The following is a 13,402-nucleotide window of genomic DNA, read 5'->3' on the forward strand; positions in this document are numbered from 1 at the left end:
ACTGATTTCCGCCGGCGGGGACGAGCCCCGCCTTTGCATCGCGAAGCAAATCAGCCGCCCCCCGTCCTCCTCCACATGCGTTCCGGCCCCGAAAGGGGGTGAAGGGGCGTCCCCCGTGACGGCTTTCGCAGCCCATGAAGGCCGCGCGGGATGTCGCGCGGACGAGAGAGGCCCGGAGGCAAGAACCGATGACGATCCACACCCACGACGACGCGTATGAACCCGCCCACACCGCATCCCAGACCGCCCATGCGCTCGACGAGCTGCAGCTCTATGGCTACCGTCCCTTTGACGAGCCCGATCCGCGCCCGATGCCCGATGGGCAGCGCCTAGCGGTCGCCGTCGCCGACATCTTCGACGCCCTCGTAGCGACCCTCGAAGACACCCGCATGGAACCCGACCTCGAAGAGGTGCTCTGGGGCCAGGTCAACCTCTTCCACCGCGCCACGGCCCGGATCGAGCGGTCGCTTGACGAGAACGAGCAGGCGCAGCGCCGCCTCCAGCGCGAGCAGGACGGCTCCGAGGTGAAATCCACTGAACTCGAGCGCCTGACGGCCGAAGGCCTGACCCTGATCGAACGGCGCAACTGCATGGATATGATGCGCGATCACGCCGCCACCGAGTTTGTCCATCACACGGGATCGACCTGGCGCCCTCGCACCGGTTCGATGGTGAACCGCCAGCACATGACCGCGGCGCTGATCGACAGCCGCGATTTCCTCGCCGCCAAGCGCCGCGCGGAAACCGAGGTGATGCTGCCCGCAGGCCGCAAAGTAGCCCTCACCGGCGGGACCGACTTCAACGATCACCGCCTGATCTGGGGCAAGCTCGACCAGGTCCGGACCAAGTATCCAGATATGGTCCTTCTGCACGGGGGAAGCCCGAAGGGTGCAGAGCTCATCGCCGCCAAATGGGCCGAAGCCCGCGGCGTGACGCAGGTGGCCTTCAAGCCTGACTGGACCAAGCACGCCAAGGCCGCACCCTTCAAACGTAACGACGCCATGCTGGATGTGCTGCCCGTGGGCGTCCTCGTCTTCCCGGGCAATGGCATTCAGGAGAACCTCGCCGACAAGGCCAAGAAGCTGGGCATCCCGGTCATGAAGTTCGAGAAGGGGGCGTGAGCCCCCTTTTTCCCCTCGCGGGGAAATCGAGGTGGAAGCGCACACTTCCACCTGATATTGTGTAGAAAACCTCAGTCGATCACTACATGTACCACAGCCCGATCCAGCTCGATGTCTTCCCGACCGACGTGCAGATGCGCCGGATCGATCCGGCGCGCAACATGCGTCGCTTCTACCGGCTGAGCATTCAGCCCGATCTCTTCGGCGGGGCGAGCCTCGTACGTGAATGGGGCCGCATCGGCGCGCGCGGGCAGATGATGATCGAGCAGCATCCGGATGAAGGGCGCGCCGTCACCGCGCTGATGAAGCTTGCCGCGGCGAAGAAGCGGCGGGGCTACGTCGGCTGATCTACGTCATCCGGACAAAACACCCGGCATCGGCATCGATTCAAAGTGCCTGTCATTGCAATGGTTCTGCGTGATTTACGTTGAAAAACTGCGATCTAGTCTCTACGGTCACCGCAAGCCCAGTAATTGGGTGCGCATAGTTTCAATGCGTTCAGTGGTCTTGGGGAGGAAGTCGTGTCCAACGACAAGTCGGATTTACGCTGGGGAGTTGAGCAACGTCTCGAGTTCATAGAGTTCCGCCTGTTCTGGGACGGGCATGTTAACCGCAGCGATCTGATGGCTCAGTTCGGGGTATCCGTGAACCAGGCTTCCATGGATCTGAACCGCTATATCGGCTTTGCACCGGACAATATGGTCTATGACAAGAGCGCTCGAACCTATGTCCGTGGTCCTGGGTTCACCCCCCAGTTCCTTGAACCGGACGCGAGCCGCTATTTGGCTCAGTTGAGATCAGTTGCCGATGGCATCCTCGACCGAGAGGATTCGTGGATTGCCGATCTACCGGCCTACGCGGCTTCCCCGACACCCGTGCGCGGGGTCGATCCTGTGACACTCCGTTTCGTCATAGGCGCAATTCGAAGTGCGGAGGCAATCGAGGTCAAGTATCAGTCACTTTCCAATCCAGAGGCGCGCTGGCGCTGGATTGCTCCACATGCGATCGCGTTTGACGGGTTTCGCTGGCACACACGGGCATATTGCCAGATTGGCGAATGCTTCAAAGATTTTCTGCTTTCGCGAATTATTGAAATACGTGAGTCGCGAGAGAGCCTTGTGTCACCAGACGATGACAGTGATTGGAATGCTGAAGTCGTATTAGAAGTCGGTCCACACCCGGCGCTCTCGGAAACGCAGGCCAAGGTGATCTCCCTTGACTACGGTATGCGAGGCGGCAAGGCGAAGATTAAGGTCCGACGAGCGCTACTCTATTATGCTTTGAGACGGCTAGGGCTTGATACAGATCCAGCAGCGCGCCGACCGCAAGATCAGCAGATCGTCCTGCTGAACTCTTCTGAGTTTGGGCTTTCTTTCCCAAGTGCATCTGGGTCAGCGGTTGGAGGTATGGGCGCATGATCCAATCACTTGATCGCTTTGTTGAGGATCTTGCCGTGGTCAACAGCAAGCTGCTGTTACTGATTGGCCCGCCAAACTCTGGAAAGAGCGATTTACTCGCTCAGCTGGCCAGACGCAGGCAGCTTCAAATCCTCAACGTTGGTGCTTTACTGAGCCGTGAGCTGCTCACCATTCCGGGTCCGAGAAGACATCTGCAGGCAGCCGATCTGTTGAAGGAATTGGCCGATGATTTCACGTCCAACGGCCTCCTGCTCTTGGACAACCTCGAGCTGCTATTTGACAAGAGCTTGCGGCTTAGCCCACTTGATTTGCTTAGGCGGCACGCTCAGGCGCGACGCGTCATAGCTGCTTGGCCCGGCTCTTTAGCGGAAAACAGATTGTCCTATGCGACGACAGGACACCCAGAACATCAAGACTACGGCTGTGATGGCTTGGTCCCGTTCAGAGTTAATTGAAAGGAAGACAATGCGTTACGGCGATCTCATCCAATTTGAACCCATTGAGTCAGTTATTCAGCTGCTAGACGCTAATCGTCCTGATGAAGCCAGAAAGCTGGTATCGACTTATGTCATCTCCGATGACATGGCCGACCGGATTTCAAAGCTCATGATACCTCAAATCTCGTTTGACGAGGCCGTTGATCACAAGGGAGTACTTGTGGTTGGCAACTACGGGACTGGTAAGTCCCATTTGATGTCCGTGCTGTCACTCGTCGCCGAAGATGCCTCGTATGTGCCAATGATCCAACATCCGCAAGTCGCGGAAGCTGCCAAGGCGATCGCCGGCCGTTTCAAGGTGCATCGGATCGAGATTTCCAGTCAAATGTCCCTGCGGGACATCATAACGCAACAGCTTGAGGTTTTCCTTGAAAACCAGGGCGTGGCATACTCTTTCCCGCCGGCTGACAAAGTCATCAACAACAAAGCCGCGTTTGAAGAGATGATGTCGGCATTCGCGGAGGTTCACCCCGACCAAGGTGTGCTTTTGGTCGTGGATGAATTTCTTGAATACCTGCGATCGCGCAAAGACCACGATTTGGTTCTGGATCTTTCGTTCCTGAGAGAGATCGGTGAGGTGACCAAGCACCTTCGGTTCCGCTTTGTGGCGGGTGTTCAAGAGGCAATTTTTGACAGCAGTCGCTTCCAGCATGTGGCAGACAGCCTGCGTCGCGTGAAAGACCGGTTCACGCAGGTTCTGTTGGCCCGCCAAGATGTAAGCTTTGTTGTCGCCGAGCGGCTTTTGAAAAAGTCTGCAGATCAGCAGGACAAGATTCGCGCCTATCTTGGACCGTTTTCTAAATTCTATGGATCAATGAACGAGCGCATGGACGAATATGTGCGATTGTTCCCTGTGCACCCGGATTACATCGGGACGTTCGAACGGTTGGTCTTTACAGAAAAGCGGGGTGCGTTGGTCACGTTGCGCGATCAGATCCAGGCAATCCTGAAAGATAAAGTTCCCTCGGACCGTCCTGGACTTATAGGTTTTGACAAGTTCTGGGAGACGGTCGCAACGAATTCCGTTCTTCGCTCTGATCCAAACATCGGGCCGGTGCTTAAAGTATCCGAAGTACTGTCTGAACGCGTTTCCAAGGCTTTCAGTCGCCCAGCCTATAAGCCAATGGCTTTACGCATTATTGATGGTCTTTCCGTCCATCGATTGACTACTGGCGGTGATATCTATGTGCCAGTTGGTCCAACGGCCGAGGAACTGCGCGATACGCTGTGTCTTTTCCAGCCTGGCATTGAAGATATGGGTGGGGATCCATCTGATGATCTGCTGACAGCGGTGCAAACTACGCTGCGAGAAACTCTAAAAACCGTAAATGGTCAGTTCATATCGAAGGCACCGGACACGGAGCAATATTATCTCGATCTGAAGAAGGACGTGGACTACGACGCCCAAATCGAGAAGCGCGCAGAAGCATTGTCCGAGGATGCTCTCGATCGAGCCTACTATGGGGCCATTCGCCAACTCATGGAGCGCACGGACGAATCCAGCTACGTGACGGGACATCAGATTTGGCAATATCAGATTGAGTGGCAGGAACGCCGCGTTGAACGGATCGGCTATCTGTTCTTTGGTGCTCCTAACGACAGACCCACTGCGCAGCCGGAAAGGGACTTCTATCTATATTTCATTCAACCATTTGATCCACCGCGTTTTCGCGACGAACAGAAGGCTGATGAGGTGTTCTTTCGCCTGAAGGCGCCGGATGACACGATCAAGCGATTGCTCGGCTTCTACGCGGCGGCGCAGGAGCTTGCGTCGACCGCAAGTGGTGGTGCGAAGGGGGTCTACCTTGACCGCGTTCGGGACACGCTGCGCGAGATGGGCAAGTGGTTGCAGGATAAACAGCTTGAGGCTTTCGAGGTCACGTTTCAGGGGAAATCCAAAACACTGCGAGACTGGACCAAGGGCATTTCCCTTCGGGACAAAGCTCGATTGGGGCCTGATGAGCGCATCAACTTCCGCGATGTTGTCAACGTAATCGCAGGGATCGCGTTGAGCAGCCGTTTTTCTGATGTTTCTCCGGAGTACCCAACGTTCTCTGCGCTAGTCACGGGATCCAACAGAAAGCAACTGATCGGAAACGCTCTTCGTGCCCTGAGCGGTAGCAACCGCACAAAGGATGCTGTGATCGTTCTCGATGGCCTCGAAATGCTGGACGGTGATCGTATTGATCCTGTCCAATCGCGGTATGCACAAGAAGTTCTAGCCCGACTAAAGGCCAAGGGACACGGACAGGTGCTCAACCGCAGCGAGTTGCTGGTTGGCAATATGGAGGACGAGTATTTCAGCCCTGATAAATACCGGCTCGAAACCGACCTGTTGGTCGCTGTGCTTGGATCGCTGGTCTATTCGGGGGATATCGTCTTGGCGATTGCCGGCGACAAGATCGATTCAGGCAAGATCAGTTTGCTTGCTGACCGTCCGCTTGAGGAGCTGAAACAGTTCAAGCATGTTGAAGCGCCTAAGGAGATCAACGTTGCCGTGCTCCGGTCACTCTTCGAGATGCTGGAGTTGCCGCCGGGTCTGGCGCAGCAAGCCACTCAAGGCTCGGACGAGCCAGTCAAGGCGCTTCAGGAGGAAGTCAGCAAGCTCACAAAACGTGTGCTTGCAGCTTCCACCGACATGGCGAACCGGCTTAGCTTCTGGGGCCAGCCTCTTCTGCGCGAGGAAGAAATCCGCGACTGGAGATCGAAGCTCGACGAGCTCAAGGCCTTCTCGGAAAGCCTGTCGCCCTACAACACAGTCGGCAAGCTCAAGAACCTGCGCATTGGGTCTGACGATATCGCGGCCCAGAACAAGAACCTCGAGATTCTGAACTCCGTCGAGGGGCTCATCGGCCTGATTGGCGAACTTGGGAACACCGCCAGCTATCTTGGCCAAGCCGAGATGGTGCTGCCGTCCGACCATGCATGGGTCAAGCAGGCCCAGGATGCGCGCAAACAGGTCCTTGAGGCCCTGTCCACGAACCGAACCAGTCAGAATGGCTCAGACCACCGGCAGACCCTTAGCAAGCTTAAAAAGGACTACGTGACGGCCTACGTCAGCCTGCACAGCAAGGCGCGTCTCGGGGTGTCCGAGGACAAGACGAAGACCTCGCTGCGTAAGGATTCCCGCCTCGTTGCCATGCGGGCATTGGCGAATATCTCGCTGATGCCGACAAGCCAGCTCACCACGTTCGAAGAAAAGCTCGACAAGCTGAAAAGCTGCGCCTCGCTGATCGACTCTGAACTGGCGGCCAGCCCGGTTTGCCCGCACTGCAACTTCCGCCCGGCGAATGAACAGGGCGACATGCTGCCCGCGGCCAATGTGCTCAAGCAGCTGGATGACGAACTCGATCAGCTGCTGGACGGCTGGGTGCAAACGCTTCTCGACAACCTCGAGGATCCGATCATCCAGTCGAACTTTGAACTGCTGAAGGAAGGGTCCCGCAAGATCGTCACCGGCTTTGTCGATACCAAGTCGCTGCCTGATCCTGTCACGCCCGAGTTCATCAACGCGGTGCAAGAGGCCCTGTCCGGGCTCGACAAGGTGGTCGTCTCTGGCGGCGACATCCGCCAGGCCTTGCTCCAGGGCGGCTCGCCTGCGACGCCCGAGGATCTGCGCAAGCGGTTCGAGGCGTTCCTGACCGACCGCTGCAAGGGCAAGGACACCACAAAGCTGCGCTTCGTGGTCGAATGATCAACCGCCAACCCATTTTGAAATGAGACAAGCACATGACTGAGCAAATGAAGATGGATGGTGGCAAGAGCGGCGGACCGGTCGAGTGCCTTGGCTTGACCTTTCCGAGTGACGATGCGCGGCGAGAGCATTTTTCGAAGCTGCTAGCGGAGAAGTTGCAAGATCCTGTGTTTCGGGCACAAGAAGGCTTTCCTGACGGGTCTGATGAAGCGATCCTGGCTATGTCAGATCCGCCCTATTTTACAGCATGTCCAAACCCTTGGCTCGAAGAGTATGTGAGCCATTATGGTTCGCCATATAAAAGTAGTGACGAATACAAAAAAGAGCCGTTCGCCTCAGATGTGAAAGAAGGGAAGAACGCGCCAGTTTATAATGCTCACAGTTACCACACTAAAGTGCCGCACAAGGCGGTCATGCGCTATATTCTTCATTACACACAGCCGGGAGATGTTGTTCTAGATGGGTTTTGTGGCACGGGCATGACCGGTGTTGCAGCGCAGTTTTGCGGAGATCGGCGTGAAATTGAGTCGTTGGGATATAGGGTAGACGACGAAGGCGTCATCTTTGAGAAGCAAGATCAAATTGGACAATCTGGATGGGTTCCCTTTTCAAAGATTGGACGTCGTTTCTGTGTGTTGAATGACCTATCTGCAGCAGCTTCCTTTATTGCTCACGGATTCAATACACCTGTTGATATTTTTGATTTTGAAGAGCGATCCAAAAGAATCCTTAACTCCGCCCGCTCTCGCTTTGGTTGGATGTATCAGACGCTCCATATGCCAAACCCAGATGCTGTTATTGAAGCGACCAAGATCATTAAGGCTGATGATAATCCTAACTTGAAAGATTTCGGGACTGTCGGTTGGGTGAACTTTGTCATTTGGTCAGATGTCTTCATTTGCTCGGTCTGCCAAGAAGAAATCAACTATTGGAATTCAGCAGTTAATCGCGACAAAGGAGTAGTAGAAGACACATTCAATTGTCCAAACTGCAATGCTGAACTTACAAAAAGAAAGTTAGACCGGGCTTGGACGACATATTTTGACCAAGGATTGTCAAGAGAACACCGTCAGATAAAGCAAGTTCCGGTGGCACTCAACTACTCGGTAGGTCGCAAGAGATATGAAAAGCAACTTGACGAGGTTGACCTTGCGATCTTTGAGAAAAGTACGAACAACGCCCCGAGTGAGTGGTATCCTGTTACACCTTTGATGAAGGGTGACAAGACAGGTGAACCGCTGCGGATTGGTGTAACTCATGCCCATCACTTCTATACTGGTCGAACACTATCTGTCCTAGCTTATCTTCGAGAGAGTATCTTTCAAGAACTTCATGATTGTCCGGCACTAGGCCTATGGTTCACTTCATCTATGGCATGGACAAATCGCCTCAACCGACTCTTGGCCTCAAATTATTTCGGTGGAGGCGGAGGCGTAATTGGCCAAACCCTTCAAGGAACGCTATATATCAGCTCAATTTCGGTTGAAACCAATCCTTTGGAGCGGTTTGGGCTCCGAATAAAGTCGGTGCCTTTCACGGCTCCTAGAAAAGATGCAATTGTTTCAAACGGTAGTGCTACAAAACTATCGGTGCCAGATAATTCATTGGATTACCTGTTTATTGACCCCCCATTTGGGGCGAACATCATGTACTCTGAGCTAAATTTCTTGTGGGAGTCTTGGCTTCAGGTAACGACAAATCAACTGCACGAGGCAATTGAAAACAAGACACAGAGAAAATCCGTGGACGACTATCGAGCTTTAATGACCGATTGTTTCAAGGAAGCATATCGGGTTTTAAAGCCCGGTAGATGGATGACGATAGAATTCTCCAATACGAAGGCTAGTGTATGGAATTCAATTCAAACTTCTCTGCAAGAAGCGGGTTTTGTCGTTGCCAACGTTTCAGTTTTGGAGAAGTCCCACAAAGGCTTCAAGGCAGTAACAACAACAACTGCTGTGAAGCAGGACTTGGTGATCTCCGCATACAAACCGAATGGTGGACTCGAAGAGAGGATTTCGGAAAGCGGTGGAGGTGAAGACTCGGCGTGGGACTTTGCACGCTCGCATCTTGGCTATTTGCCTGTTGTGAAATCTGCGGCCGGTATTTTGGACTTCATACCGGAGCGCGAACCGAGGATTATCTTCGATAGAATGGTGGCTTGGTTCGTTCGGCACAGCTTGCCCGTCCCTGTGTCATCTCAGGAGTTCCAAGAGGGTCTTAGGCAACGTTTTGTTGAGCGTGATGGAATGATATTCTTGCCCGAGCAAGTATCGGGATATGATAAGGCGAGATCCCAGTCCGCTCAGGCGCCACAAATGGAGCTTTTTATCTCGGATGAAAGAAGTGCTATCGATTGGCTCTCGGATTTTCTTAAGAAGAGACCATCAACATACCAAGAGTTACACCCTGAGTTTATGAGTCAGCTTGGTGCGGGATGGAAAAAACATGAAACTCGTCCGGAGTTGGCTTCGCTTTTGGAGGACAACTTTCTTCAGTACGAGGGCAAAGGTGACGTGCCGAGCCAGATCCACAGCTACCTATCGACCAATTTCAAAGATCTTCGCGGAATAGCGAAGGAGGACTCGCGGCTCAAAAATAAAGCTGCTGATCGCTGGTACGTGCCCGATCCGAATAAGGCGAAGGATCTTGAGCAGAAGCGTGAGAGGTCGCTGCTGAAGGAATTCGAGGCTTACAAAACCGCAACCAAGCGTCAGTTGAAGGAGTCACGCCTCGAGGTCCTCCGCGCAGGCTTCAAGACCGCTTGGGCAGCAAAGGACTACAAAACTATAATCGGCATCGCGAGAAAGTTGCCCGATGAGACCCTTCAAGGTGACGAGAAACTTCTGCTTTGGTACGATCAGGCGCTGACCCGGACGGAGGCTGATGCGTGACGCATGCAGCCCAAGACTATGGCATTGGCACGTGGTGCTGGCATGAACGACATGCCGCACCCTGCCGTGTTGTGGACCGAGAGGAAATGTGGGGCGCGACCTCATACCGGGTTTGGCTGCCGGGCAAGGATGCCGTCGTCCGCGCCAGGTCGCGCGACCTAGGGCCGCTCGAAGCCGTCCGACCGTCAGTCGATCAGATCTTGCATACCGCCGCCGCGGCAAAGCTTCTGGATGCCATCGAAGACAACCTTCTTCTGGCGCCGATCCAGTCGAGCGTCGTTCCGTTGCCGCACCAGCTTTATGCCTTGAACCGCGCCATGAGCCGGGATCGAATTCGCTATCTGCTTGCGGATGAGGTGGGGCTCGGCAAGACCATCGAAGCCGGTCTGATCCTCCGGGAGTTGAAGCTTCGCGGCATGGCCAAGCGGATCCTTGTCGTCGCGCCCAAAGGGCTGGTGCGACAATGGCAGGCAGAGATGCGGCTGCATTTTGGTGAGAACTTTCAGTTCATCGAGCCGTCAGAGCTTTCTGCATACCGGCAGTTTCGCGATGACGAGGAGAACCTCTGGCGGCTGCACGACCAGGCGATCTGTTCGCTGGATTCTGTAAAGCCGCTCGAAGGTCGGCGCGGCTGGAGTGCAGAGCAACTCAGCACCTATAACCGTGAACGTTTTGAAGATTTGGTTTCCGCATCCTGGGATCTCGTCATCATTGACGAGGCTCACCGTATGGGCGGCAGCACTGATCAAGTTGCTCGGTACAAGCTCGGCGCAGCGCTTGCGGAAGCTGCCCCATACCTGTTGCTTCTATCCGCAACGCCACATCAAGGAAAAACGGACCAGTTTCACCGGCTGATGCAGCTGCTCGATCGTGACGCATTTCCGGATGAAAACAGCATATCCAGTGATCGTGTCCGTCCTTTTGTCGTCAGGACCGAAAAACGATTGGCAATTGATGCCGAAGGTAAACCGTTGTTCAAGCCGCGCGTGACACGAACACAACCGGTCGCATGGCTGGATCGCCACAGCGCGCAGCAGGGCTTGTACGAAGCAGTCACCGAATATGTTCGCCACGGCTACAATCAGGCCATGGCATCCAAGCAACGCCACATCGGTTTCTTGATGATCCTGATGCAGCGGTTGGTGACATCCAGCACTGCGGCTATTCGAGCGACCTTGGAAAAGCGGCTTCTTGCTCTGGATGACGATCATCGTCAGTTGCAGCTTTTTTCTACGGAGGGTGTCGGAGATTGGCATGAGCTGACGGGTGATGACCAGATCGACGTTGCCGTGGCATTTGAAGCCCTGGGCGATGAACGAAAAGATGTCGAAGCGCTTCTCTTTCTTGCGCGCGAAACTGAGGCACAAGGGACTGACGCCAAGGCCGAGGCGCTCCTGGAGCAGATCTACAAGATTCAACAGGAAGAAAACGATCCAGAGCTGAAGGTTCTGGTGTTCACCGAGTTTGTTCCAACGCAAGCTATGCTCGCGGATTTTCTTGAGAGCAGGGGCTTCTCGGTTGCTACGCTTAACGGGAGTATGGATCTCGAAGCGCGTGGCCGCGCTCAGCGAGCTTTTTCCAGTGATGTGCGTATTTTGGTCTCAACGGATGCTGGCGGCGAGGGCCTGAACCTTCAATTTTGCCACATCATCGTCAACTTCGATATGCCGTGGAATCCTATGCGTGTTGAGCAACGGATTGGCCGAGTGGATCGCATTGGCCAGCCCCATATTGTGCGCGCAATCAATTTTGTGCTCGAAGACACGGTCGAGCATCGCGTCCGAGAGGTACTCGAAACAAAGCTCGCAGTGATCGCAGAAGAATTTGGCGTGGATAAAGTCGCTGATGTGATGGATTCGGTTGAAGCAGAACCCTTGTTCGACGAGTTGTTCGTTCAGGGACTTCAAGACCCCGCGTCGATCGAAACGGAATGCGATGCGGTTCTGGCCCAGCTTCGATCCACGCTGGTCGACAGTCGAAAGAGCAGCGATCTTCTATCAGATGGACATGATCTGGATGCTGATGGCGCGCGAAAGTGGCGGGATCACCCGGCGCAGTTTTGGCTGGAGCGTGCAATTACGACCGGACTGCCAGCACGTGGAGGAGACGCTGCGCGAGATGGCGACACGTGGCGGATACGATGGGCTGACGGCAGCGAGTCACCCGCGGTGTGCTTCGATGCGCGAACGGCCGGTGCCCGACCTGATGTAGAATGGGTCACGCTTGAAGATCCTCGGGCACAGGCCCTGATTTCCGACCTACCAAGATGCGTTTCCGGCCAGCCGGTCCCTGCCGTCCGCATAACCGGACTACCTGATAGTGTAAAAGGCGTTTGGTCACTTTGGGAAATCAGCCTTGCGGCTGATGATTTCAGCCGCCGTCGCTTCTTGTCGGTATTCGTCAATGATGAGGGGCGCGCCTTCCAACCTACGGCAAAGCGTATTTGGGATGTCCTCTTGACTGAACAGGTCGAGCAGTTCGAACCCCATACTTCACAAGACTCAGATGACTTGTTCGACCGTTCAAAAACTGCTGCGGTTTCTCAAGGCGAGCGGATGTTTTCTGATCTGGTCACAGAGCACATGACACGGATTGACGAAGAGCGTGCACGGGCGCTGTACGCCTTCGAGGCTCGCCACCAGGCCATTGGGAGGGTCGGCCTTCAAACGGTTCGAGATTTTCGTAGAAACCGCCTCCAGAACGAGCATGCTGCACGAATGGCGAAATTAGATGCGGCAGCATCCTATTCCCCAGATCTTAATGCACTTCTCGTTCTGCGTATTGGCGAACCGCTGGTTGGTGGAAAATGAGTCAGTGGGCCGACCGCATCCTACGAGAATTCACTGCGGATCTTTCCCGTTTCTGGATCGCTTTGGATCCGGATGGCCTTCTCTTGGAAGAGCGAGTTCTGCATGGTCTTCGTGAACGTGGATTTGAGGTTCTCCCCTTCGAAGATTCAGTATCGTTCAGAGCCGATTACGAAGAGCGCTTCCGTGCGGCATGGGATGCTGGTGGAGATGGTTCTGCCAAGGCGCTTGTCTTGCAGCTAAAGGGGACGGATCTCAATTCACTCCCGTGGGACTACATCAGATCGGCGCGCCAAGTCAGCCTGGGTTTGGCTGATCTATTTCCCAAGCTGAACTACGGCGTCGTCCGTAGGATTGAAGCTGAACATCATGAAGCGCTTTTCCAATCATATCAGAAGCATACGACACAACTCCTTGGAGAAGGGGCCACCAAGGATTTTATACTGACGCATATCTTTAGGCTCAGCCCCTATTTGCTAAACAGGCCAGAAGATTTCTGGCGGGAAGTTTTGCGTCTTCACTATCGCGGAGCCGGGCTCCCGGAACATCTTGCAAAGCACGTTGCGGCGGTCCTGAGAGAATCCCCCCTTGGAACATTGCCAATCGCAGAACTGCTGACGTCCAAGGCATTTATGGTTCGGCTGATTCAGGATGCGTGGTCTCGCTTCGTTGTCCGGTATGGTGTTGAGACCGACGGCAGGGACGGAGACTGGACGGCAGATAATAATAGCGCGCTTTTTGTGCCATTCGATCATCCTGATGTGCGCGTCATCATTGACACGATGTTTCTGGAGGGCGTCCTTCAGCCCATAGCGGTACATGTCCGACCTGCAGACTTACCGGATTGGATACGGGTAGGATTGATCGACGATCCGCAGGCACTTTCCCGACTGGTGTCAGAAGGTGCGACGAGGATCGCAGCCGACATGCCATTGATCGATGCGCCGTATCGCGACTGGGTGGAAGCGGCC

At 54.8% G+C, this 13,402-nt stretch carries 8 protein-coding genes; all 8 read left to right on the forward strand.

The genetic code is table 11. The annotated features are described in order from the left end of the window. The first annotated feature begins 188 nt into the window (after nucleotides 1–188). Nucleotides 189–1,121, forward strand: coding sequence for a DUF2493 domain-containing protein (locus C7455_RS18335; protein ID WP_109670726.1), 933 nt, complete (start codon nucleotides 189–191; stop codon nucleotides 1,119–1,121). Nucleotides 1,122–1,207: 86 nt separating this feature from the next. Next, a complete protein-coding gene (locus tag C7455_RS18340) occupies nucleotides 1,208–1,468 on the forward strand; it encodes a WGR domain-containing protein (RefSeq protein WP_072244775.1) in 261 nt (86 codons plus the stop codon). A gap of 174 nt (nucleotides 1,469–1,642) precedes the next feature. Then, nucleotides 1,643–2,539 carry a BrxR family helix-turn-helix transcriptional regulator gene (locus C7455_RS18345; protein ID WP_072244826.1) on the forward strand — a complete coding sequence of 299 codons (897 nt, stop codon included), beginning with the start codon at nucleotides 1,643–1,645 and terminating at the stop codon, nucleotides 2,537–2,539. After that, the gene (brxF, locus tag C7455_RS18350) at nucleotides 2,536–2,994 is read left to right on the forward strand and encodes a BREX-3 system P-loop-containing protein BrxF (protein WP_072244774.1); all 459 of its coding nucleotides are present in this window, start codon (nucleotides 2,536–2,538) and stop codon (nucleotides 2,992–2,994) included. Before C7455_RS18345 ends, brxF begins: the two co-directional genes overlap by 4 nt. Before the next feature lie 10 nt (nucleotides 2,995–3,004). Continuing rightward, on the forward strand, nucleotides 3,005–6,730 hold the full coding sequence (locus tag C7455_RS18355; protein ID WP_109670728.1) for a DUF6079 family protein: 3,726 nt from the start codon (nucleotides 3,005–3,007) through the stop codon (nucleotides 6,728–6,730). 35 nt (nucleotides 6,731–6,765) lie between these two features. Continuing rightward, complete coding sequence (locus C7455_RS18360) at nucleotides 6,766–9,624, forward strand: DNA methyltransferase (RefSeq protein WP_109670730.1); 2,859 nt, start codon at nucleotides 6,766–6,768, stop codon at nucleotides 9,622–9,624. Further along, nucleotides 9,621–12,434, forward strand: coding sequence for a DEAD/DEAH box helicase (locus C7455_RS18365; protein WP_109670732.1), 2,814 nt, complete (start codon nucleotides 9,621–9,623; stop codon nucleotides 12,432–12,434). Before C7455_RS18360 ends, C7455_RS18365 begins: the two co-directional genes overlap by 4 nt. Then, nucleotides 12,431–13,402 (forward strand): BREX-3 system phosphatase PglZ (gene pglZ, locus C7455_RS19995; protein ID WP_146200048.1); only part of this gene is annotated, 972 nt, incomplete at its 3' end. The genes C7455_RS18365 and pglZ, both read left to right, overlap by 4 nt.

It is taken from the genome of Roseicyclus mahoneyensis (assembly GCF_003148775.1).
Classification (GTDB): domain Bacteria; phylum Pseudomonadota; class Alphaproteobacteria; order Rhodobacterales; family Rhodobacteraceae; genus Roseicyclus; species Roseicyclus mahoneyensis.